The 23,928-nt window shown below is 42.7% G+C and carries 23 protein-coding genes and 2 pseudogenes; 17 read left to right on the plus strand and 8 right to left on the minus strand.

The genetic code is table 11. The annotated features are described in order from the left end of the window. Positions 1-78 precede the first annotated feature (78 nt). From QMY49_RS24215 to QMY49_RS24225, 3 genes are all read left to right on the plus strand, one after another. On the plus strand, positions 79-1,038 hold the full coding sequence (locus QMY49_RS24215; protein ID WP_283316799.1) for a diguanylate cyclase: 960 nt from the start codon (positions 79-81) through the stop codon (positions 1,036-1,038). A 14-nt stretch (positions 1,039-1,052) separates the two neighbouring features. Continuing rightward, a complete protein-coding gene (locus QMY49_RS24220; RefSeq protein WP_283314906.1) occupies positions 1,053-2,030 on the plus strand; it encodes a Solitary outer membrane autotransporter beta-barrel domain in 978 nt (325 codons plus the stop codon). 275 nt (positions 2,031-2,305) lie between these two features. Next, the gene (locus QMY49_RS24225) at positions 2,306-3,280 is read left to right on the plus strand and encodes a Solitary outer membrane autotransporter beta-barrel domain (RefSeq protein WP_283314908.1); all 975 of its coding nucleotides are present in this window, start codon (positions 2,306-2,308) and stop codon (positions 3,278-3,280) included. Between the two features lie 25 nt (positions 3,281-3,305). Here the strand turns inward: QMY49_RS24225 and QMY49_RS24230 are convergent, their stop codons facing one another. After that, positions 3,306-4,550 (minus strand): GGDEF domain-containing protein, encoded by a 1,245-nt coding sequence (locus QMY49_RS24230; protein ID WP_009696667.1) that lies wholly within the window; start codon positions 4,548-4,550, stop codon positions 3,306-3,308. A 254-nt stretch (positions 4,551-4,804) separates the two neighbouring features. Between QMY49_RS24230 and QMY49_RS24235 the strand changes: the two genes are divergently transcribed. The 9 genes from QMY49_RS24235 (at position 4,805) to QMY49_RS24275 (ending at position 13,435) form a co-directional block, all read left to right on the plus strand. After that, positions 4,805-5,173, plus strand: a complete 369-nt coding sequence (locus tag QMY49_RS24235; RefSeq protein ID WP_005446871.1) for a late competence development ComFB family protein — start codon at positions 4,805-4,807, stop codon at positions 5,171-5,173. Between the two features lie 59 nt (positions 5,174-5,232). Then, the gene (locus QMY49_RS24240) at positions 5,233-5,514 is read left to right on the plus strand and encodes an HlyU family transcriptional regulator (protein WP_005446863.1); all 282 of its coding nucleotides are present in this window, start codon (positions 5,233-5,235) and stop codon (positions 5,512-5,514) included. 435 nt (positions 5,515-5,949) lie between these two features. Further along, complete coding sequence (locus QMY49_RS24245) at positions 5,950-7,506, plus strand: Re/Si-specific NAD(P)(+) transhydrogenase subunit alpha (protein ID WP_009696668.1); 1,557 nt, start codon at positions 5,950-5,952, stop codon at positions 7,504-7,506. 12 nt (positions 7,507-7,518) lie between these two features. After that, positions 7,519-8,913, plus strand: a complete 1,395-nt coding sequence (gene pntB, locus QMY49_RS24250; protein ID WP_005446861.1) for a Re/Si-specific NAD(P)(+) transhydrogenase subunit beta — start codon at positions 7,519-7,521, stop codon at positions 8,911-8,913. Positions 8,914-9,101: 188 nt separating this feature from the next. Next, the gene (gene vxrA / locus QMY49_RS24255; RefSeq protein ID WP_301182665.1) at positions 9,102-10,523 is read left to right on the plus strand and encodes a sensor histidine kinase VxrA; all 1,422 of its coding nucleotides are present in this window, start codon (positions 9,102-9,104) and stop codon (positions 10,521-10,523) included. Next, entirely contained in the window at positions 10,498-11,160 is a 663-nt protein-coding gene (gene vxrB / locus QMY49_RS24260) for a response regulator transcription factor VxrB (protein ID WP_005446851.1), read from the plus strand. The genes vxrA and vxrB overlap by 26 nt, the downstream gene beginning before the upstream one ends. A gap of 8 nt (positions 11,161-11,168) precedes the next feature. Continuing rightward, a complete protein-coding gene (locus QMY49_RS24265) occupies positions 11,169-12,050 on the plus strand; it encodes a DUF2861 family protein (protein ID WP_005446850.1) in 882 nt (293 codons plus the stop codon). A 59-nt stretch (positions 12,051-12,109) separates the two neighbouring features. Further along, on the plus strand, positions 12,110-13,237 hold the full coding sequence (locus QMY49_RS24270) for a conjugal transfer protein TraF (RefSeq protein WP_005446848.1): 1,128 nt from the start codon (positions 12,110-12,112) through the stop codon (positions 13,235-13,237). Positions 13,238-13,279: 42 nt separating this feature from the next. Next, positions 13,280-13,435: a YoaH family protein gene (locus tag QMY49_RS24275; protein WP_005446846.1), complete on the plus strand. Its 156-nt coding sequence runs from the start codon at positions 13,280-13,282 to the stop codon at positions 13,433-13,435. Positions 13,436-14,466: 1,031 nt separating this feature from the next. Here the strand turns inward: QMY49_RS24275 and QMY49_RS24280 are convergent. Continuing rightward, positions 14,467-14,781: a hypothetical protein gene (locus QMY49_RS24280; protein ID WP_005451803.1), complete on the minus strand. Its 315-nt coding sequence runs from the start codon at positions 14,779-14,781 to the stop codon at positions 14,467-14,469. Between the two features lie 435 nt (positions 14,782-15,216). Here QMY49_RS24280 and QMY49_RS24285 point away from each other — a divergent pair, with 435 nt between their 5' ends. The 4 genes from QMY49_RS24285 to QMY49_RS24300 all read left to right on the plus strand — a co-directional run bounded on the left by QMY49_RS24285 (position 15,217) and on the right by QMY49_RS24300 (position 17,312). Then, positions 15,217-15,708: a hypothetical protein gene (locus QMY49_RS24285; RefSeq protein WP_283314914.1), complete on the plus strand. Its 492-nt coding sequence runs from the start codon at positions 15,217-15,219 to the stop codon at positions 15,706-15,708. A 17-nt stretch (positions 15,709-15,725) separates the two neighbouring features. Continuing rightward, positions 15,726-15,866, plus strand: coding sequence for a hypothetical protein (locus tag QMY49_RS24290; protein ID WP_256901554.1), 141 nt, complete (start codon positions 15,726-15,728; stop codon positions 15,864-15,866). A 101-nt stretch (positions 15,867-15,967) separates the two neighbouring features. Further along, complete coding sequence (locus QMY49_RS24295; RefSeq protein WP_256901555.1) at positions 15,968-16,879, plus strand: endonuclease/exonuclease/phosphatase family protein; 912 nt, start codon at positions 15,968-15,970, stop codon at positions 16,877-16,879. A gap of 10 nt (positions 16,880-16,889) precedes the next feature. After that, a complete protein-coding gene (locus QMY49_RS24300; protein ID WP_256901556.1) occupies positions 16,890-17,312 on the plus strand; it encodes a hypothetical protein in 423 nt (140 codons plus the stop codon). On the opposite strand, the pseudogene QMY49_RS24305 reads toward QMY49_RS24300, so the two are convergent. From QMY49_RS24305 to QMY49_RS24330, 6 genes and pseudogenes are all read right to left on the minus strand, one after another. Continuing rightward, positions 17,309-17,662 (minus strand): annotated as a pseudogene (locus QMY49_RS24305) (phage protein); the annotation flags it as partial. The gene QMY49_RS24300 and the pseudogene QMY49_RS24305 overlap by 4 nt on opposite strands. 18 nt (positions 17,663-17,680) lie before the next feature. Next, positions 17,681-17,884, minus strand: a pseudogene (locus QMY49_RS24310) (helix-turn-helix domain-containing protein); the annotation flags it as partial. A gap of 386 nt (positions 17,885-18,270) precedes the next feature. After that, positions 18,271-18,582, minus strand: a complete 312-nt coding sequence (yciH, locus tag QMY49_RS24315) for a stress response translation initiation inhibitor YciH (protein ID WP_009696673.1) — start codon at positions 18,580-18,582, stop codon at positions 18,271-18,273. A gap of 4 nt (positions 18,583-18,586) precedes the next feature. Beyond that, positions 18,587-18,970 carry a DUF3319 domain-containing protein gene (locus tag QMY49_RS24320; RefSeq protein WP_005451794.1) on the minus strand — a complete coding sequence of 128 codons (384 nt, stop codon included), beginning with the start codon at positions 18,968-18,970 and terminating at the stop codon, positions 18,587-18,589. A 128-nt stretch (positions 18,971-19,098) separates the two neighbouring features. Then, positions 19,099-20,088 carry a D-alanine--D-alanine ligase gene (locus QMY49_RS24325; protein ID WP_283314923.1) on the minus strand — a complete coding sequence of 330 codons (990 nt, stop codon included), beginning with the start codon at positions 20,086-20,088 and terminating at the stop codon, positions 19,099-19,101. Positions 20,089-20,237: 149 nt separating this feature from the next. Then, positions 20,238-20,807, minus strand: coding sequence for an SPOR domain-containing protein (locus QMY49_RS24330; protein WP_005451792.1), 570 nt, complete (start codon positions 20,805-20,807; stop codon positions 20,238-20,240). Between the two features lie 236 nt (positions 20,808-21,043). Here QMY49_RS24330 and QMY49_RS24335 point away from each other — a divergent pair, with 236 nt between their 5' ends. Continuing rightward, positions 21,044-23,683 carry a bifunctional acetate--CoA ligase family protein/GNAT family N-acetyltransferase gene (locus QMY49_RS24335; protein WP_283314926.1) on the plus strand — a complete coding sequence of 880 codons (2,640 nt, stop codon included), beginning with the start codon at positions 21,044-21,046 and terminating at the stop codon, positions 23,681-23,683. Positions 23,684-23,928 lie beyond the last annotated feature (245 nt).

The raw sequence follows: 23,928 nt of genomic DNA on the forward strand, positions 1-23,928 counted from the left end.
TAAATTTGTCGCGTAATGCAACAAGTCTGTGAGTATGATATATGTTTAATAAAGACTGATAAAAGAATGGAACGCGCTATGCAACCGACAGGGACATCGATGCGCATTCTGTTAGTTGATGATGTTCAACTAGACCGAATGCAGTTGGCTATCCGATTAAAACAACAAGGTCATATAGTTAAAGCCGTTGGAAGCGGGCTGGAAGCACTCAATACCTATGAAAGCTTCGACCCAGAGCTCGTATTGCTCGACATTGCGATGCCCGACATGAATGGCTTCGAAGTATCGCTTCATATCAGAGAAACCTTCCCGGATTGGATTCCTATTATCTTCTTAAGTAGCCATGAAGAGCCAGAAATGATCGCGAAAGCGATAGAGGCGGGCGGTGATGACTATTTGATAAAGCCGGTCGACAAATTGGTGCTCAATTCTAAACTAATGGCAATGCAGCGTATTGCCCACATGCGTCGTGAATTGAAGCAAGCAACCGCGCAACTTGAAGAAATGAATTCGCGTCTGCAGCAACAGGCGAACGAAGATGGTTTAACAAAGCTGTATAATCGACGCTATATCGATCATAAACTTGAAACCATGATCGCGTGGCATGGTCGCCATCATATACCGATGGCGTTAATTCTTCTCGATGTAGACTTCTTTAAGCCATTTAATGACAACTACGGTCATATAGAAGGGGATCGATGCTTACAAGCAATCGCAAACCAACTCAAAGCGACATTCTGCCGTTCAGGAGAATATGTAGGTCGTTACGGCGGTGAAGAGTTTGTCATTTTACTGAATAGTACAGACGCCCAGACCGCAGAAAGAGAGGCGGAGCGAATCCAAGAAGCGATGTACTTCTTAGATTACCCACATGCATACTCTAGCGTTGCAAATAGAGTGACAGTGTCACAGGGTGTGTTTGCATTTCAGCCAACAGGTAAGGATAATGTCGCTGAATTATATGCGACTGCAGATAGAGCACTTTACACATCAAAGTCGCTAGGTCGCAATACTTATACTGTAGTAAATGCAAGTTAAATCAATACGATAGAATGAGATACACACTGGTGACACTGTCACTTATTTCGACTATTACTTTTGCAAATTCAGCGCAAGTACAGCAAACCTTACAAAAAGAGTTTGAGCGTAATTTCGCAATTGGCATCGTCTTATCCGATAGTGATGTGTTTACGTTAGGATTTCACGATTTTGACCCAAACAAATACCTAAATATCGACAATGAGGATATTGGTACCCAAGATTCGATTGATTTGAGAAAACAGGTCGCAATTTCGACGCTACCTTATCACCTTTCACTGACTGACAAAGAACAAACGAAGGCTCGATACAACTTAAAAGGCAGGTTGTACGCACTCAGTATTGATCAAGATGTCACGGTAAACGATGATAAAAGACCTGACCGAAACAAAGAATTGATTCTTGGCGCGTACAATGAACTCCAACGTCAAGACACTCTCTCTGAACACCTCACGCTAAGTACCGCAGCAGGTGCCCATTTTATGTATTATCGCAACGACTATGATTACCGTAGCGATGCTCTCGATAACTTGAAGCCCTATCTAGAAGGCATTTACCTCAATACCGATGCGTGGGCATTGGTTGGTGAAGTTAATGCTGAGCTCAAATACTTAGAAAATGAAAAGTGGGGGAAATGGTACGTTTGGTCTTCGCCGCATTATTTTTACGGTGCAGGCTGGGGCGAAGGTAATAATGGCGATGTGGGTAACCCTGAGGGCTGGTACTGGGTCAATGGCGTAAAGCTTTTCTATGATTTTACTAAGGTAGGTCGCACGGTTCAGTCTGTTTATACAAGCTTCAATCGAGTAGACGTAGGTGGTGATACCAGTAAACCGATGAATACTTCACACTATTATGAAGCAAGCGTCGGCTGGTTGATGACACCGCCATTCAAATCCGATTGGATTGACAATGTCGGACTAGGTCTGACGATCAACTACGGCAGCGCACTCAAAGGTGGCAGTTTGGTTTTGTTCTTTAATCAAGAGTAGAGTCAGTGTATCTCTCGCGGTTGAATTTTGTTCGGATGAGGGACGCCTAGTCAAAATTATTTTAGGCGAGGCAAGGACTGTGTCGTTTAGCCTTCCAAACAAATACTGCTTAATAAACCAGCATAAAACCGCTTGAAAACGCAACCGCTCCTAGGCATAAAGAAAACATTTGCATTTATTTCTTCTCCAAGCCAAAATCGCGCCCCATTTTGCTTAATAGGAACATAAGCACATAAACCAAGTCATGGAACGGCGATAGCAAACACATAAGAGTTATGCGTAAGTTGGCTTGTCTGGCGATGGTTTTCGCCTCTACTTCTTCTTATTCCGGTACGGTTCAAAAACAACTTCAAAAAGAGTTCGATTATAACTTTGCATCCAGCATTGTGCTTTCTGACAGTGACGTTTTCACGTTTGGATTTTCAAACTTCGACCCTAATGAGTTCCTTAACCTTGATGATGAATTGTTGGGTGACAGTGAATCCGTCGATTTACGAAAAAAAGTCTCTGTGATGTCTTTGCCATTCAGTGTTCCCGTTAACCATTATCGTTATTCTCCTTATCAAACTAAGGTAAATGGAAGGGGGTATTTACTGTCTGCTCAACAAAAAATATCCGCATTTGAGTCGAGTACACCCGACGAAATGGATGAGTTGACTTTTGGTGGCTACTTAGAAGTCGAACAGGAAGCGTATCTCAACCGAAATGTAACGTTAAGCGCGGCGGCAGGTACACACGTCATGTATTACCAAAATAATTATGCGTACCGGAGTGATACATTAGAAGACTATAGAGACCAGATTGATGGCGTTTATGTCAACACGAGCTCTGTAGCTATGGTTGGTGAACTTAACGCGACTGTAAAATACAGCCCTTACGGTCATTTTGGACAGTGGTACTTTTGGTCCTCACCGCACTATTTCAATGGTTTTGGCATCAATCTAGGGAAGGGAGATGATGCTATTAATCCCGAAGGTTGGTACTGGGTCAATGGCGTGAAAGTCTTCCATCGGTTGGCTATTTGGCAAAATATGGTCCAATCGTTTTATACCAGTTTTAATCGTGTAGACATTGGTGGAGACACGAAAAAGCCGTTAAACACAGACCACTACTACGAAGCAAGTATGGGCTGGTTGATGACTCCTCCAGTCAAAATTCCGTTTGTCGTTAACATCGGTGTGGGGATGAGCCTGAACTATGGTAGTGCATTCAAGGGGGGAAGCTTGGTGCTTTTCTTCAACCAAGCATAATGTCCGTACATTGATGTAATACGGATTAAGCGTGGCAGAACCTAACGCAGTTTCTGCCTGCTTTTTTCGCCTTGTACAAGGCGTCATCCGCTAACTTAATAACATCAGCAGGATTGCGAGCACTGCGGCTGTCTGCCACACCAAAACTTGCCGTTACTGACACGGTTTTCTTCTTCGGATCGGTATTACCACGTTTTTTACGACCTTGTTTGTTATCTTCAGGACGGTTGTCTTGATCACGTAGAATCATTTCATATTGTGCAATCAGTTCGCGAACTTCTTCCACATGCGTTTCGCAATCTTCGGTGTACTTGCCTTTGAAAACGATCGTGAACTCTTCTCCACCAAAGCGGTATACCTTGGCGCCGCCCTGGGTTTTCATTAGGCGAGAAGCCACCATCTTCAATACATCATCACCAGTATCATGCCCATAGGTGTCATTGAATTTCTTAAAATGATCCACATCGAGCATCGCAATGGTGAACTTTCGCCCCATATGTTTTAAGTCTAAATCTAATGCGCGGCGGCTTGGGATGAGCGTCAGGCTGTCAGTAAATGCTAGTTGATGACTTGCTGATGTTGAGTAGATGATGATCAACAATCCAGTTAGCGTGAACATGGTGCTAGATATGTATTGAACATCGAAGAAAATAAACGTTGCTGATGCCAGAACCATTGCAGAATAGGTCATTGCATGGATGATCTTGTTCTTCTTAAGCACCAGGATTCCAAGAAAACAAACAATGCCAATGCAGTAAAGCACCAAGACCAAAGGAAGCTTGGAGATACTCGGTACGATAAACAAGATACCATTAGTCCACTGTTCAAAGCCGCCTTCGACGTAATACGTCAATGTTACGTAAGACCAAAACACAAACAGGATCAACATCAACATGTACGTTAGGGTTGCTCGTGAATCGAAGCCTTCTTTATTGAAGAGAAAAACAGCTAAGAAAGACACAGGAAGCAAACTTGCGAGGATGGTAAGCTCTAAAAGAGCTGTGCCAGTTTGAAGTGGTACCTGTAAGCGGTGCTGAATCACAAAATAAGCGAGGAGCATAGCGATACACACCATGGACTCGCGACCTTGCTTGAACGAGTAACACATTAGTAGTGCACAGCCGAGCAAAATATACGGCAAGTTTGCAGCGATTCCCCAGTTCGACTGAGTCATCTGAATAATGCTATCCATACCCACGCTGACCATACCCAATAACAAAATTGGGAATAGAAACCTAAAGCCTGGGGAGGTCATTAAAGATGAAGCCATCTACTACAAATTACCTTCAAATAGTTGAATATATCTAATGAGTTACATTAAGCATTCAATTAATACCGTGTGTGAACAGTATAAATTCACATGCTTTCAAAACTAACAAGAATACGTGTATTTAGGAAATTTCCAAGCATTTTACAGTCAATGCTTACAAAAAGAGAGAGGTTGATTAAATTAAGAGCAATCAACAAGTTGCATGTAACTTGTGGGTGCTATACTTTCAAAGTGTTGAACAAAGGAGAAAATCGATGCAGATCAGTTCAGACGTACACAATTACATGGAAACTTTGGTAGGACAGGTGCTTGCTTCAGAGCAGTATATCGATGAGTTTGACAATGAGCAGCTCGCCGATATTGCCTGCCTCGCGCTCATACAGTTAAAACCGGTTTATATTCGACACGACATCGATTTTCTTTCTGCACTTCCTGAGCGAAAGCTGGCTCAGTTTAAGCAAAGTGTTGATATCGCAGTCCAAAATGCAGCGGCAATGATCCTAGAAGACAGACGCAAAAATCGTAACAATGATGTGCCTGTAATTTTGTCCCATACCAGTTATGATGAAGACAAAGAACTGGATTGGTTCGAAAAACCGATCCTCAACGTCAACATAAAATAATCGATGTTCATTAGTATCTAAGAGAAGGTACAGATAGTGGGCATCCCCAAGGAGGAACCGTGGGATTCTTTTCACGCTTGTTCGGTGGCAGTGAAAAAGCTGCTGAAGTAAAAACGGTTGAACCAGTTGAGTACAAAGGGTACCTAATCTATCAAGAAAGCCTTTCAGAAGGCGGTCAGTACCGTATTGCTGGACGTATCGAAAAAGACTTTGATGGCGAAGTGAAGTCACATCGTTTTATCCGTTCTGATTTATTGGGTTCAGAGCAAGACGCCAATGAACTGATGCTCAAAAAATCGCAGATGTTTATTGACCAAATGGGTGAAAAGATCTTCGATTAAGAATTCACTGCAACTTGATACGAATCATCTTAAAGAGAGCCATTAGTGTATATGCTGATGGCTCTCTTTCTTTTTTAGGCTTAAATATCTGTTAAATAAGCAGTTAGAGTGTGTCTGGTTAGACCTCTGCTTAGTCATGCTAATCGTTGTTATTTTTCAGCGCGAAGTGGAGAATTATTCATTCCGTGGCGTTATATGTAATGAAATTTAGTATTTTTATTACAAAACACTTGAAGTCACGATTGACGTTAGATAAAAACAGAATAATAACAGGGCTGTTAGTCAAGATGTGACTATGCAAGTGGGTGACCCCAAACACCATCATTCGTTTGCATTTATCTTGCGTCGTAAACAGATAGAAATAAAAAAGAATTAGAGTAGAGCTACGCTCTGTTTTGGGACTAATTATTGATATGTATACAAGGAGTATGCGTTTTGCAAATCGGTGTACCTAGAGAAATACTCGCAGGTGAATCGCGAGTAGCTGCATCACCAAAGTCGGTTGAGCAGTTAATTAAGTTGGGGTTCGATGTCGCTATCGAATCTCAAGCGGGGGTGCTAGCCAGTTTCGACGATGCAGCTTATGAAGCCGCAGGGGCGAAAATTGTATCTAGTGAAGAAGTATGGACATCAGGCTTAATCCTTAAAGTCAATGCGCCGCTCGTGGATGAAGAGAAAGGCATCGACGAAATCGCATTACTACAAGATGGCGCAACACTAGTAAGCTTCATCTGGCCTGCTCAAAATGCAGAGTTAATGGAACAACTTTCTAGCAAGAACATTAACGTTCTGGCAATGGACGCCGTTCCTCGTATCTCTCGTGCGCAAGCATTAGACGCACTTTCTTCTATGGCGAATATTGCCGGCTATCGTGCCGTGGTTGAAGCTGCACATGAGTTTGGTCGATTCTTTACTGGTCAAATTACGGCAGCAGGTAAAGTTCCACCAGCGAAAGTGTTGGTTGCAGGTGCCGGTGTTGCGGGTCTTGCGGCGATCGGCGCTGCTGGTAGTCTTGGTGCTATCGTTCGTTCTTTTGACGTTCGTCCTGAAGTAAAAGAGCAAGTTGAATCGATGGGTGCAGAGTTCCTGACTGTAGACTTCAAAGAAGACTCGGGCTCAGGCGACGGCTACGCGAAAGAAATGTCAGATGAGTTCAACAAAAAAGCGGCTGAGCTGTACGCAGAGCAAGCTAAAGACGTTGATATCATCATCACCACCGCACTAATTCCAGGTAGACCGGCTCCGACGCTAATCACCAAAGAGATGGTGGATAGTATGAAAGCCGGTAGCGTTATCGTTGACCTTGCAGCAGCAAACGGCGGTAACTGTGAATACACTGTAAAAGATCAAGTCATCACAACGGCTAACGGCGTGAAAATCGTTGGTTACACCGATATGGTAGGTCGACTGCCAACGCAATCTTCTCAGCTATACGCCACCAACCTTGTAAACCTTCTAAAGCTGCTGTGCAAAGAGAAAGATGGCAACATCAACATTGATTTTGAAGATGTTGTTCTTCGCGGTGTCACTGTAGTGAAAGAAGGCGAGGTTACTTGGCCTGCGCCACCGATTCAGGTGTCTGCGCAGCCACAAGCTAAACCACAAGAACCTGTTAAGCCACAACCTAAAGTTGAAGAACCAACGTCTCCGGTTAAGAAGTTTGGTGCACTGGCAGTAGGCGTTGGTGCGTTTGCGTGGGTAGCGTCTGTCGCTCCAGCAGCTTTCCTGTCTCACTTCACCGTGTTTGTGTTGGCGTGTGTGGTAGGTTACTACGTAGTGTGGAACGTAACACATGCTCTGCATACTCCTCTAATGTCTGTAACGAACGCGATTTCGGGCATTATCGTAGTAGGTGCACTGCTACAAATCGGTCAGGGTAATGGCGTTGTTACCTTCCTATCATTCATTGCTGTTCTCATTGCAAGCATTAACATCTTTGGTGGCTTTACCGTGACCAAACGTATGCTTGAAATGTTCCGCAAAGATAAATAATAGGAGTAACCAATGTCTGCAGGATTAGTACAAGCGGCATACATCATTGCTGCGCTATTTTTCATCTTGAGTCTCGCGGGACTTTCTAAACAAGAATCGGCAAGAAACGGTAACTACTACGGTATTGCGGGTATGGCGATCGCGCTTATCGCGACGATCTTCAGCCCAAATGCGGAAGGTTTTGCGTGGATCATTATTGCAATGGTGATCGGTGGTGGTATCGGTATCCACTACGCGAAGAAAGTAGAAATGACTGAAATGCCAGAACTGGTTGCGATTCTACACAGCTTTGTAGGTATGGCAGCAGTACTTGTTGGCTTTAACAGCTACTTAGAGCCACCAGCACCAGTTTCAACTGACCTTGCCGGTATGCACGCTGAACATGTGATTCACCTTGTTGAAGTATTCCTTGGTGTATTCATCGGTGCAGTGACCTTTACCGGTTCTATCGTAGCGTTTGGTAAACTGCGTGGCATCATCTCATCATCGCCACTTAACTTGCCTCACAAGCACAAAATGAACCTTGCGGCGATCGTCGTTTCTACGCTTCTTATGATTTACTTCGTAAAAGCCGACGGCAGCATGTTCGCATTGATCATCATGACGCTGATAGCGTTTGCATTCGGCTACCATTTGGTTGCATCAATCGGTGGTGCAGATATGCCAGTAGTCGTTTCAATGCTGAACTCATACTCAGGTTGGGCAGCAGCAGCGGCTGGTTTCATGCTAGCAAACGATCTTCTGATCGTGACTGGTGCACTGGTTGGTTCTTCAGGCGCCATCCTGTCTTACATCATGTGTAAAGCAATGAACCGCTCATTCGTGAGTGTAATTGCAGGCGGCTTTGGTCAAGAAGTTGTGATTTCCAGTGATGAAGAGCAGGGCGAGCATCGTGAAACGTCTGCTGAAGAAGTTGCAGAAATGCTGAAGAACTCAAAATCAGTGATCATCACTCCGGGATACGGTATGGCAGTAGCTCAAGCGCAATACCCTGTTCACGAGATTACTGAAACCCTACGCGCTCAAGGAATCGAAGTTCGCTTTGGTATTCACCCAGTAGCGGGTCGCCTACCTGGCCACATGAACGTACTGCTAGCGGAAGCTAAAGTTCCTTACGATATCGTGCTAGAAATGGACGAGATCAACGATGACTTCCCAGAAACAGATACGGTTCTTGTTATCGGCGCGAACGATACAGTTAACCCAGCAGCACTAGAAGATCCAAATAGCCCAATTGCAGGTATGCCTGTATTGGAAGTTTGGAACGCGCAAAACGTAGTCGTATTCAAGCGTTCAATGAATACTGGCTATGCAGGTGTTCAGAACCCATTGTTCTTTAAAGAAAACACCTCAATGCTATTCGGTGATGCGAAAGAAAGTGTCGAGGCGATTTTCAAAGCACTTTAAAATAAGTTGCTTTAAAACTAATCAAGGTCAGCATTCGCTGGCCTTTTTTTGTGCTCTTTCAATGTTATAGTACTGCAAATCCTTAAGCCGTCTAATGTCATTTGCTTGTTTATTGATGTATAGTTCTGGCTAATATAACAAGTAACGGTAACAGTTTGATTAAACAGTTTTTGCTCCGTTCTGCTCTAATGCTGCCACTTTTTTCGGCACCCGCATTTGCAGATTCATTACCAGAACGAATAGATACATTTACAGAGCTATTTAATTATGAAGTGGCTCTTAAATCGTATGATATACGCATACTGCAATCTAACTACCCAACTAAGTTGCTTTCTCCGGATTCAATGCTGCCACAAACCGCAGATTACCCGCTGAAAGACATCCAGCAGTTGTACCGTTTGGCGAACACATGTCGCGGAAAATTACCGTTAAGCCCTTTAATTACTGAACCTTTGGTGTTTACGCGTGCCATATGTAAAGGGACGCAACTTACACCACGTTGGTTTTCTCGAAGCGGTCTGATCCACCCAGGTGGTGGTACATACGCAGCGCGTTATGCGGAAAAGTATCCTGAGCTACGTAACAAACTTGCTCAGTACATGCATATCAAAGAGAGAAGTAATGATGAAGGGGATGAACTGCTTTCTAGCCTGCAAAACATGGATGACGATGCAATTAATGCACTCATCGCTGGCGCAAGTATGTTCATTGAAGGCAAAGAACTGTGGCTTCGCCGTGGCGACCATTATTTTGTATTCGCTAAAAACGTATGGCAGGAGAACGTTGCAAACGCCGGTCTGTCTTACGGTTTAGCATCAGAAAGCCGAAGCTGCTTCGTAAAACGTGGCAACATTTGTTGGGATGTGGAAGATCACTCGCAAGTGTTGCGGATCAGTATGATCATCCTCGTCATCGCCAACATTTTGTTGGTGATCGGTTGGGCGGTATATCGTTGGAATAGCAAGCGTGAAGAAATGCGCAGCCGTATGTTGGTTCTGCAAATTTTAACGCACGAACTGAGAACGCCGATCGCATCATTGTCGCTAACTGTAGAAGGGTTTCGTCGAGAGTTTGAACACCTTCCGGAAAGTGTCTACGATGAATTCCGTCGATTGTGTGAAGATACGCGCCGATTACGCCAGTTAGCAGAAGCAAGTAAAGATTATTTGCAATCTGATAACCAAATGCTTGCAACAGACTGGGTTCCATCCGTTGCAGAATGGCTAGAATATAAGATTGAAGAAGAATTTGATAACGCTGTACTTTTCAAAATTAATGAAGATGTAGCTGCTAAAGTTAACGTGTATTGGCTCGGGACCTGTATCGATAACTTGCTGCGTAACGCATTGAAGTATGGCGAAGCACCGGTAGAACTTCGTGTTGAAACCAGTGCAGAAAAAATCATTATCCAAGTCATAGATGCCGGCAGCTTGACTGCAAAAGATTGGGCAAACCTAAGAAAACCGTTTGTTAGTAAGAGCGGACTAGGGCTTGGATTAACAATAGTTGAATCAATGGTAGGCCGCATGGGCGGAAAAATGTCCCTAATGGGACCACCTACAACCTTTATATTGGAGATACCTTGTGAAACAGACACTGCTTCTCGTTGAGGACGATAAAAACTTGGCTGACGGCCTGTTAGTAAGCCTGGAACAAGCAGGATATGAGTGTTTACATGTGGAGCGTATTTCAGACGTTGAGCCACAATGGAAAAAGGCTGACTTAGTCATTCTCGATCGCCAACTGCCTGATGGTGATTCGGTACAATCACTTCCTGAATGGAAAAAAATTAAAGATGTCCCAGTTATTCTGCTGACTGCACTGGTGACAGTTAAAGATAAAGTTGCGGGTCTTGACTCTGGCGCGAACGATTACTTAACAAAACCGTTTGCTGAAGCGGAGCTATTTGCACGTATTCGTGCACAGTTGCGTGCACCAGATTCAGCAGAACAAGGTAATGCCGATAAAGTCATGACTAAAGATCTAGAAATCGACCGTGCAACACGCGAAGTCGTTTTCAAAGGGGAGATGATCACTTTGACTCGTACCGAGTTTGACTTGTTATTGTTCTTAGCATCAAACCTAGGTCGTGTCTTTACTCGTGATGAGCTACTTGACCATGTATGGGGTTACAACCATTTCCCAACCACACGTACTGTAGACACACACGTACTGCAGCTTCGCCAGAAGTTACCAGGTCTTGAAATCGAAACGCTTCGCGGCGTTGGTTACAAGATGAAAGCGTAAGAACAAGAATGAAAACACTACTTCCTGTAGTTCTATCATTACTGTTAGTGAAACCAGTCCATGCAACGGACTGGTTTCAATCCAACACACCGCTGACACAAGCACACCAACATCTTTTAGAAGATGACCTCGGTGGCATGTTCAACTCTCTTGTCGAACTTTGGCAAAGTGAACCTAATAAAGAACTAAGACCACACCTTAATGACTTGCTTGCTCAATCACTATCAAAAGACTGTGGAAAATCTTTAACGGGAGTGACTCTACCGGAGTGGATAAGCGGGATTAACGTTATCCGTCAAACCATACAAAGCCCCGGGCGTGATACCTATCGCTTAGTCGTTAAGCTACGTGCAACAACCGACATCGATGACATTTCTTTTCGTCGTTGGGTTGATAGCTCAATCTCGGCGGATAGTTCTTTTAACTACGAAGAGCCACAACAAGGGACGGAATTAGCCAACGAACGTAACTTCCTCAAGCGCTATAACCTTACGGGTAAACTAGACGCTGGCTTATACCACCTATCTGTGACGACAAAAGACAAACGCACTTACAGAACTTGGGTCATATTAGGTGATTCAAATTCTTCACAATATGTTCGTTGGACCTCCAAAGAAAATTGGAAAGTAGAAAAGAGCGCGCTACGCAACCCACATTGTCCTCTACCACAACTTGAAGTCGGACTTTACGATTACGTTGAAGGCCAGTATGAACAAGTGTGGAAAAAAACGTATGAGTCGAACTATCCAAACTCATTAGAGTTAGAGGGAATACCAAATGATCGCTATGTTTTAGCTGTAAGTATCAACAGTCGTCGTTGGCAAGGTGACATTATTGTTGAGCAAGCTCAAACTATTAGCCGAACCTATGATGTTTCTCTCGAAGAATAGCTAAAGAAATTACATTTGTGCCGATATAAGTTCAGGAAGAACGAAAACACAAGTGTAGTATGAAGACACAATTCAAAATTTTAGCCACCACCATGACTGCAGCGCTGTTCTCCGGCGCTGCTTCTGCTGCAACTTACGCAATTGAAGCACGCAGTGATGCGATGGGTGGAGTGGGCACTGTATCTGCCTCTTACCTAACCGCGCCATTCTTTAACCCAGCACTGACCGCAATCTATCGTCGTAACGATGATGCAGGCATGATCGTGCCAAGTTTTGGTATCAATTATAACGACCAAAACGGTCTGATTGATGAAATCGAAAGAATTGGCAAACTTACAGATCCAGCAGAGATCGCAAAAGGTCTTAACGGCATCAACGGTCAAAAAATGGATTTCGATATCGGTGGTGTTGTTGCTGTTGGTATCCCTAACAAATTCCTATCTGCGACCGCTTACGGAAAGCTCTACACAGAATCCTTTGTTCAACCGGAAGTTAACGACGTTACGGACATCGACAAAAACTATGTTCGAGGCGTTTCAATCGGTGTAGCAGAGGCGGGGATCTCTTTAGCGAAATACGCTAACTTCATGAATCAACACTTGTCCTTTGGTATCACTCCAAAACTGCAGCGTATATACACTTACTCATACGCTACAAGTTTTGCGTCTTTCGATACCAAAGATCTTCGCGAAAATGAAACCGCAGAAACCATGTTTAACCTAGATGCCGGTGCATTGTGGTTCTTCGGTCCTTACCGATTAGGTATTTCAGCTAAAAACTTGATTGGTCGTGATGTAAAAACAAAAGCGTTTACGTTCACTCAGGGCGGAAATAATTACAACATCAATTCATATGAGTACAGCATGCGTCCGCTTTACACTGTGGGTGCAGGCTACGTAGCGGACTACTTTAGCTTCAGCGTTGACTACGATTTGAATGAAGAGAAAAAGTTCTCTACGTTCGATGACAACACTCAAATGATTCGTGCCGGTTTCGAAATCGATGTACTGCGTCAACTAGCTCTGCGTGGCGGTTACATGAAAAACCTAGCGCGTTCGGATGACGAAGGCACAATTACTGCAGGTATCGGACTGTCACCGTTAAATCTAATCGAAGTAGATATCGCCGCACAGTACACTAACGAAGACGCAATGGGGGCTTCAATTAATTTCCTTGCGACCTACTAAGCGAATCGTTATAGTCAGCTCCTCACAATGAGGAGCTTTTTTATGTTTGACGATTTACCACCTCTATCCCACGAAGAACAACAACAAGCTGTTGAGCGCATCCAAGAATTGATGACGAAAGGGACGAGCACAGCAGAAGCAATCAAGATTGTTGCAGAGCAGATTCGAGCCGAATACGCAGCAAAGCAACAAAGCTAAGAAAATTCCTAAGAGCAGGGCAATGACCCTGCTTTTTTGTATCTATCGAAAATCAAATCCTCCCGCAGCAATAGCCCCGCCAATCAATTAAAATTCGACGTGACCACGTCACCAAAAGCAAGTGTAAAACAACCGTTACCACTAGAGTAGTGAATTAGTAAAATTTTACTAATTTATATTAACCATCACACACCCAGGTTGGGGCGAATGTATGGCAATTACACAAAAACAAAGTAAATAGTTTATATTTCAATGAGTTGCGAAAGAATAAATCTCCATAACGAACAATGTCAAGCAACCATTGTGTAATTTAATTACAGACCGATTTTTTGCGAATAATTTGGGTAGTGATTTATGCTGTGAAAATCTAAAAGAGACAGCGTCACAACAAATTTTCAGAACTTAACTTTTGAATACCGGGCGATTAGAGAACAGTAAGCGCTTGCGAACAAAATTTGATCGAGACACAAATTCCCGCCTTAAAATAAGGCGACATCAAAAAACAATCGGATTAGGGGTATGAAGAAATAAAATCTAAAGCAGTAGAATCGATGTAAATGATCTTCAAGTTACATCTATGCGTGTCTATGGAGGGGTAAGCGTTTTACTAAGTAGTTACCGCGTCACAACGAAAGACTGGAACAGAGCCAAGTGTAGATTCACGTTCTCGTCCAAATAGCCATAGTCGGTTACGACCATCTCTAAATGGTCATACGGAACAGTGAAAACGGAATCAGGAAGAGATGAGACTAAGAAGTTTGAATTAGATTATTTCGAGAAAGGAATGTATTACCCGTCTAAGCATCATGTACAAACATTAAGCCAAAAACTTAAACCTTGCGACGAGCTTCAGACCTACACTAATGATGATTTACATACTGGCAATCGACTCGCTACCTTTGTCATGTCTATTGACCTAGACAGGCTTCAAGAAAGTTAAGTTTTACGTACCAATGATCAGTGAGAAGCCTATTAAAAAGCCGAACCCTTGGCGATGGGGTTCGGCTTTTTTGCATGAAGCAGAGAGAAAATTAGAAGTTGTATTGCGAAATTTGAGTTGGGGTACCAATGTCAGTCATTGGTTGTGATGCTTTAATCGTGTTGATCTTCATTTGACCACGGTTGAACCAAAATTCAACTCGTTCACCATTGGTTAGCTTTAAGCGATAACGGGTCTCTAAGCGCTGAAAAGAGCCATTGCATTCAAAGTCCTCATATTGGATGTCTAACCCGACAACCTGATCTTGCTGATGACCATTGTTAAAATAGAAATGGTTCGTTTTGAAATCTGCCTGTTTTAATAAATCCAGCATCAATGCTAGCGAATCCGCTGTGAAAATAACCATACGATGGTTCTCCTACCTGTCTTGTCTTATTTATATTGTTTTATTTAGAGTAGCGAAAGAATATATAGGAGAGACTTATTGATGTATGTAAGGAATAGTAAGGAGCAGTAATTCTAAATGTACCTTTGTTAACAGAGCGTTAGATGGGTAGGGAGTTAGCTTCAATTGGTTGCTTAGTCTTTTCGCTCAGAGTCAAAGAGGATTCCAACAACGGGCAGGGAGCCAATACATTTGGCAGGTTGAACTACCTAGACAGGCTTCTAAGCTTGTTTCCATCGAAGTCCACCAAAATCAAGAAGCCTACAAAAAGCCGAACCTTAGCGATGGGGTTCGGCTTTCTCAACTACAAAAGTAGCGTCTTAAATAACTCTTCTTTTTAAGAAAGGTTACGCATACAATGCTTTTATTAAGTCAGGTATGCGGATAAGTAATTAAGTGCGCGAAGTTGCCCATGAATATGCAAAATTTAGCTTAACCTACGAGTTCAAAAGATTTGAATCTCTAGATTCTAAAGCAACAAAGTTTTTAAGCTTTGTATCAATTATGTTTGGTCTTTTGATCACTGTAGTCTCATCGTTTTTTAAAGATTTCTTCCCGCCAGAAAGTCCTATGCAGTGTGTAATAGTTTTTATGCTTTTTTTACTATCTGCATGTCTGGTTTCCTCATGGTTTTATTTAGTTCGAGCAATAAAAGTGACAGATGTTCCTGCATTAAGGCTCACCAAAGAAGCAACTTTATTTTTGACACGCAGTGATGAAGGTTTGGATTCCGATATCATAGAAATATATGCCGAAATCATAGAGCTACATCGAATTGCAATGCGAAAAAAAGAAAAACTCATAGAAGCCGCATATCGATACATTTATCGGGCAGGTGTAACTTTTTTACCTACGTTGTTTTTAATTTTAATCACAAAACTATCTTAAAAAAACAAGGATCATTTATGTCTCAAAACGAAAAGCAAACGAGTGCGCCAAGCTCTCCAAACCAAACTGGCGGTGGAAGCACGGGGCAAAGACAAGGTGTTGGTGTTGATTGGGTTAGAAACAATCAAGAACCGAGAGAGCAAACTAAAGGCAACTAAGTTACGGATAGCCGCACTTTTCGTATGAAAGGCGCGGCATTTTGTTGCAAAACCCGTTGGCATTGCGGTAAATTCCACTTTATTTTTATGAGTTTAGCATCGTGCTGATATATCATTTACGATTCTGTTGGTGGAATACAGGTCTATCCCCAGCAGTCAAAAGCAAATCATCCACGGTTGATGACGCTCAATACGAAAAGCTGACAACTCACATAGTAGAATTAATCTTGAGGAAGTCATGTGACCTAATCGCCTTGTGCGAACTATCTAGCGATGACGTACTACATATCACCAGGCGATTAAGGGATATTTTCCCTCATTACAGAGTGTTAGATTTGACGAATAAAATTCAACGCACACGGTATGACGTTGCTGTAATCTACAACACAGCAAAGCTTGGCGTTGAGTTCCAACACGATTTATCCAAAATTATTACTGGGAATACAGTAAAAGCAGGACAACTAATAAGAGTAGATAGCATTCATGATAAAAAGCCAATCTATGTCTACCTATGCCATTGGGCAAGTAGGTTACGTTCGGAAGGTAAAGAGAAAAGGGAGGCTTCTGCAAGGTTAGTGTTTGAATCTTCTCAAGAGTACATTAGAAACGACGATTACGTGGTAGTTATGGGAGATTTTAACGACAACCCATATGATGACTCTCTCACTACTCATTTGAACGCCACCCGCTGCTTAGATGCAGTGCAGAAATACCCAACCGATTTTTTTTACAACCCGTTTTGGCGAACAATGGTTTCCGAGCATCTATACTCACATAGTGAAGAAACCAAATCATATAGGTCAGGAACTCATAGATTCAAACAATTTGCAGGAACTATGTGGCATTCGTACGACCAAATGGTATTCTCAGGAAACTTCTTAAAAGAAGGCTATTGGCACTTGAATGAACCTAGAACACATGTAATTTACGACGATAGCTTATTTGCGGACTATTGCAGCAAGTTGTGTTTTATCGATCACTTGCCAATTATTTGCGAGATAACAAGACCTTAAGGAGTCATTAATGGGCTTAAATTTTACTCGGAACCTTAATGTAGGTAGCCAAGCTGCTCAAAAAGTTAATATAGCAAAAGCCGAAATACAACTTGTGTGGCGTTCTTTGGAGAAAGAATTATCTGCATTTTTAGGCGTCGATATTAACGTAAATTTTGTCAAAGAGTTTCATAGCTCATCGGCTAGTTTACTTTATCTGAGTCCTTTCGGCGGAAAAGATGCGACTGGATATCATATCGTTGAAGTGCGTTCAGGCGATGTGCATGTTGAGTTATTCAAAATAAAGCAAAATGAAGACGGATTTCCATTCACCATCATAGATGGTCAGCACGTCTATGGGGTTGAGAATCAAATAGACATGGTAGCTTCTATTGGTGCTGTGTTAGAAAACCCTCAAACACACATTAGACTCGACGAACTAAAAGAGCGTTAACTTCTTTTCTTACTAGGTATCCATTCGGCGGTTTTCATTCGACGGCCGCCTTTAAACGGCAAAACGTTTTCTTTAGCAGGATAGACCTTAGGTTGGTCTATATGCCCAAATCTCTCAACTAGCTGGCGATGTCCGTCACGCCAGAACACAAAACTTTCCAACTCTTTAGGGCTAAACTCACGACCAGACGGCGTGATGATAATCGCTCGTTGCTCACAAACACGAAAACCAGACCAACGAATATCATTGGGCAAGTAGCCAAGTGATTTGATGAGTAGAAGTTTTTCTGCCATTGGATTAACAGGCATAGTGCCATCAAGCCAACGAACAACGGTTGGTTTGGTTACGTGGAGTTTGGTGTCATCGCTGATGCGATTGCTCGAAGGTCTACCGCGGTTGCCATGAGCTAGGGATTCAACGCCAAGTTCCTTAAAAGCTTTAAGTATGCGAGACAAGTGTCGGTAGCTTATTCCAAGAATGGATGTGGCATCTCGGCGCTTTAACTTATTGTTTAACACATCTTGGATAATGGAGAAACGTTGCAATTCATGATCGTTCATCGTAACTAACATCCTAAATACCTCCAAGCAAACATAGGACAGATTCACTTGGAAATATTAGGACATTATCGCTTTGGGCTTACACCCTTGATGCGCATTATATGTGTTATGTTAAATAGAATATCAACGTACGCCAATTCTTTCTTCGTTTGGGCTCCTATCCCTCTCAGATTTTAAAATATGAGGCTTTTTATGAGTGTCATTAAACATAACCGCGATTTACCATAAAATAGCTAATATGGTTCTATCAATCTGCGATTGCTTGCTCTGCTATTAGCACACTCTTTGATTTTTAGAAAAGTATGAGTTCTAGTCAGTATTCAATATTGATTATCTACTGAGATTGCATCCCTGGATATTAAAAAAAAAGAAGCCCTCATAGGGCTTCTTTTATACTATTAACCGCCGGCTAACTTGACTGTCATGCCTTTCTTTTCAAGGTGCGCTTTAATCTTATCACGCGCATCTCCTTGAATTTCAATGCTTCCATCTTTCACTGAGCCACCACAGCCGCAAACTTTTTTCAGTTCAGCTGCCAGTAGTTTTAATGGCGCGTCATCCAAATCTAAACCAGTTACGATACAAACGCCTTTGCCTTTACGACCTTTAGTTTGGCGTTGAATGCGAACAATACCATCACCTTTAGGACGTTCGATCTTCTCTTCTTCAGGTTTGATTCGACCAGTTTCTGTTGAATATACGAGTGTCATATTCTTATTTCTTTTGTTGTTGAGCTTGTAGCGCTTTCTGTTTTGCAACTAAATACGCTTCGATATGGCGCTGAATCGCAGCTTTGCCGCCTTTGATCAGTTTGCCATTGAACATACAATACCAAGCGTTTGGCTCGCCAGTGTCGTTCTTTATCGTGTAGCCGTTAAATATTTCAGTTTGTGGACTGTTAGTGCTTTGTGCGCGTTGACCTAAAGTTGCAAACTCTTTTGGATCAATAATAGACGCGGTGTCGCACCACCAATCTATGCTCTTTTTTACCGCCGTCAAACTGCCTTGTAAAACGTGGTTTTTGATTTTTACCTTCCAAACGCTACCATCAGGTCCGCCTGATTGCAGGTTAAAACCTCTATAATTTGAAATTGCCATACCACTGAGCCATCTATTTAGTGCTTTTTTACAATCATAATTACAACTGAGCAATAATCAAACATTAATGTTGTTATATCGCTCAGTTATGCCTATTTCTACCACAAAACAAACGACGGTAACGTTATTTAGATTGCAGTATTAATACAATCTGCTAAAAACTCGTGGAACTTGTGACCGTTGTTCTGCAGCATTTTAGGGAACATAGAGATTGGAGTCATACCTGGGAAGGTGTTGACTTCATTCAGATAAATCTCATCATCTTCTGTTAAGAAGAAGTCGATGCGAGATAAGTGACGCAGATTCATCTGTTTAAAGACGGTTTCAGAAGCAGCTTGAATCGCTTTAACTTGTTCTGCTGTTAAGTTCTTTGCTTCAACCTCTGTCAAAGAGTGGCTTGAACTGCTGTACTTCTCATCATAAGAATAAAACGCGCCATCTGGAGCAATGACCTCTCCGGGCTTAGTAATGAACAGTTGACCATTCATTTCGTACGCTGCGACTTCTAGCTCACGCGGCTTCACAGACTTTTCAACTAAAACTTGCTCAGAGTAGCCAAATGCATCGTTAACGGCTTGAATTACACCATTCTTTTCAGTGACGCTGTAACAGCCAACAGATGAACCTTGTCGTGCAGCTTTGACAAAAACTTTACCCCATTTATCAAACGCTTGTAATGCTTGCGCATGAGCTTGCTCGTCGTTACGAGTCAAGAATAAGTAAGGTGTATTTGGGATGCCAATCGCGTCGTACCATAGTTTCGAAGTAATTTTGTTGAAGCTGTTACTGCTTGCTTCTGGTCCACAACCTAAATATGGAATGCCTGCGATTTCGAACATAGACTGGATATCACCGGTTTCGCCAGGAAAACCATGGATACAAGGGACAATGAAATCGACTTCTAAGCTTAAGTTGTCAGAACACAATTTTTTGGTGTTGAGATCTAAGTAAACCAACTCACCTTGGTTAGTCACCCAACCTTCATTTTTAATTTCTACACGCGTAACGTTCACGTTTTCGATGAGGTTTAGCTGCTGCTCAACAAAATTAGCAGATAACAGTGAAATTTCGTGCTCAGAAGAGCCGCCACCGCATAGTAAAAGGATATTTTTAATCATGAATCAATCTTTCCGTGATCTCCAAAAGATACTATTCAGTATGATAAACCTTTGAGTAGTAACGTACAGTTATTTTACTGTGAGGAATGCTGTTCGAATAGGATTTGACCAAAAAAGAAGGGAGCATTTCGCTCCCTTCTCTTCGTAAATTAATTTAGCTTATTAAGCGTAGGATATGCCGAGTTCTTAATGGCATCGATACTCTTCACAAATGGCTTAAGCTGTTGAAAATGACCAGGCAGAGAAGAAATTGCCTGCTTTGCTTCTGCACTTGTTGCGTAGTCACCGTAAAGTACCGAGAACCACTTAGTACCGTTCACTACTTTGTAGTTTTCCCAAATTGGCTGACCATTTTGAGGAAGCTGGCGAGCGAACTGATCCACTTTAGCTTGGCTTCCAACCGCGACAACTTGAATGGTATAACCAAAACGCTGGATACCCGCTTGTTTCTTGCTTGGCGGTACGATCTTAACTGGTTTTACCTGCTCTTTCGGTGTCAACTTAACTACCTTTTTCTCTTCAGGCTTCGCAGTCATTTTAACAACTGTTGGTTCTACGTCTTTCTCTACTACAGCGCTTTCAGACGACATAATAGGTTTTGAAACTGAAGGAGTTTGGTAGTCCTCACGGTAGCTTTCTGAGGTTACATCTGTGATGTAAGTTTCCGAAGCACAAGCAGAAAGCAGTACTGATAAGCCGATGATTGCGATTTTTTTCATGGAGTAACAAACGCTCTAAATAAATATTACGATAAATCATGCCGATAGCAGGTCATTTTATCAAGCACCAAACACAATAAACTGTGATTTTCATGTGATGAGTGACACAAACTCTGTACGCTTGGCTCACTTTTGAGCCAATGTCTGCTTTGTCCATATTTAAAGAGATGCTTATTCGTTTATGATTGTATGAGGAGTGACCAACCGTTCTAGGCGTAAGAGGCCAAGGAGAAAGAATGAATAAATTACAAAAACTCTTCAAACCTAATTCTGTTGCGGTAATCGGCGCCTCTCAAAAAGAGTTACGCGCAGGACAAATAGTAATGCGGAATCTTCTTCAAAGCGGGTTCGGTGGTGCAATCATGCCCGTGACACCGAAATATAAGTCTGTATCTGGTGTTATCGCATACCCTAACGTCGCCTCCCTGCCCTATACCCCAGATATCGCCATTCTTTGTACCAATGTGTCACGCAATAAACAACTGCTTGTTGAATTAGATCAGCGCGGCACGGAGTTTGCCATCGTCATTTCAGATGACGTTGAAAGTATCGATTTCTCTGATCTAAACATAAGAGTCTTAGGGCCAAATAGCCTCGGGATAGTTCTTCCTTGGCATAACTTCAACTGCTCCTTTTCTCCCGTGGCAGCGCAACCGGGTAAAATTGCGTTCATCTCTCAATCCGCTGCAGTGTGTACCACGGTTCTTGATTGGGCAAACGACAAGAATATTGGTTTTTCTTCTTTTATCTCAATCGGTCAAGGGCAAGACATCGACTTTGCAGAACTGCTTGATTATTTAAGCATGGATGCAAAGACCGAAGCCATTCTTCTTTATGTTGATTCAATTAAAGATGCTCGACGCTTTATGTCAGCAGCACGTGCAGCGTCACGAAACCGTCGTATCTTGGTTCTCAAAGCTGGTAGGTCATCACAAGCTCGCCCATTTAGCGATGGCAACACTGATTCATTGGATGTTATCTACGATTCTGCGATAAGAAGAACGGGTATGCTGCGTGTGGGTAATACGCACGAGTTATTTGCGGCAGTAGAAACGTTGACACATTCGGTTCCGCTTCGAGGCGAACGCCTGGCTATCGTAACCAATGGCGGCGGTCCTGCAATCATGGCAGTCGATACTCTATTTGAAAGAGGCGGCAAGCTCGCAACGTTAAATGAAGAGTCTGTCGAACAACTAAAGTCCGCATTGCCTGTTAGTTGGCGTGGTGTTAACCCTATTGATCTTGCAGGAGATGCAACAAAGAAACGTTATGTCGATACCATAAACGCGCTGATGAACGGAGACTGCGCTGATGCCATCTTAATAATGCATAGCCCTTCAGCGGTGTCGGATTCATTAGAAACCGCGAACGCTGTGATTGAAGCAATTCAAGCTCATCCCCGACATAAGCATTTCAATATATTAACCAATTGGTCTGGTGAGCAGACATCGAGAGAGGCTCGGCTAGCCTTTACACGTGCGGGCATTCCAACTTATAGAACACCTGAAAGTGCTGTCGTTGCTTACATGCATTTGGTCGAATACCGACGAAATCAAAAACAATTGATGGAAACTCCAACAACCGCTGAACCTTTACACTCCGGTAGCGTGAGTTCAGCTCGTGAATGGGTAAACGAACAATTACTGGACAAACAAACAGTAATGCTGGATACGCATCAAACCAGCCCTTTGTTTGAACAGTTTGGCTTTAATATTCTTCCGACTTGGATCGCTTCTGAAGTTACTGAAGCGGTCCATATGGCGGAAAATATTGGCTACCCGGTCGCGGTAAAGCTTCGCTCTCCCGATATTCCTCATAAGTCTGATGTACATGGTGTTGCACTCAATTTGCGTAATAGCCAAGAGGTATCTAGCGCCGCGCAAGCCATTCTCGACACCGCAAAGCTGAGCTATCCAGCGGCGAACCTACAAGGGTTGTTGGTCCAAGGAATGGCGAAACTAGGTAGCGCTGAGGAGCTCAGAATTAGCATCGCGGTTGATAAAGTATTCGGTCCAGTGATTTTGCTCGGACAAGGAGGCTCAGATTGGAACATCACTCAAGATGCGGTTGCGGCATTGCCACCACTGAATATGAACCTAGCTCGTTATTTAGTGGTAATTGCGTTGAAATCAGGGAAAGTTCGCTTGCAAAAGCATAAAGACGCGATTGATGTGAACGAACTGTCAAAGTTTCTGGTTCGCATATCTCAAATGGCGGTTGAACTACCAGAAATAGAAAGCCTGGATATACATCCAGTATTGGTATCAGGTAGTGAATTAACCATAATCGACGCAGACGTGACACTCAAAAAGTACCATGGAGATGCGCAGGAACGCTTAGCTATTCGTCCTTTCCCCGCAGAGTTTGTTGAGACGGTGACATTACGTGACGGGCAACCTATTCTGTTGCGCCCAATTCTTCCTGAGGATGAGCCAATTCACGCTCAATTTATAAATAGCGTATCTAAAGAAGATCTCTACAATCGGTTTTTCTCCGATGTTGGGGAGTTCAATCATGAGGCACTCGCAAATTTAACCCAAATTGATTACGACCGTGAAATGGCATTTGTTGCTGTTGCCTTTGATGATAATGGACCTTCCATTATTGGTGTATCTCGTGCTCTGATAACACCGGATAATAGTGATGCAGAGTTTGCGATTTTGGTCCGATCAGATTTAAAGGGTAAAGGTCTGGGCAAAGTACTGATGCAAAAAATCATTAGTTACTGCCAAGCAAAAGGCACCAAGCAGATTTCCGGAATGACAATGCCAACCAATCGAGGCATGCTGTCACTCGCACAAAGTTTAGGATTTGAGTTGGACGTACAATTTGCAGATGGCACTGCAGATATGGTGTTACCACTCAAACGAAAATGATATCTGATAAAGCAAAGATTTGGGCTGTAAGTTTTCAGCCCTACCTATTCTCCTAACTTCAGACTTTGTTGGGTAACCTGAGTAAACATTTCATAAAATAATAAACCAATCGCAAATCATGCATAACTACCGCCACAGCCCATACACTACAACAATACGTAAACACCAATAAATCACACTGGCGCATACCTACTTTTTCATCAAACTGCAATTTACGTGACCGACATCTCATTTGCTAATTTTAT

It is taken from the genome of Vibrio harveyi (genome assembly GCF_030060435.1).
Classification (GTDB): Bacteria; Pseudomonadota; Gammaproteobacteria; order Enterobacterales; family Vibrionaceae; genus Vibrio; species Vibrio harveyi.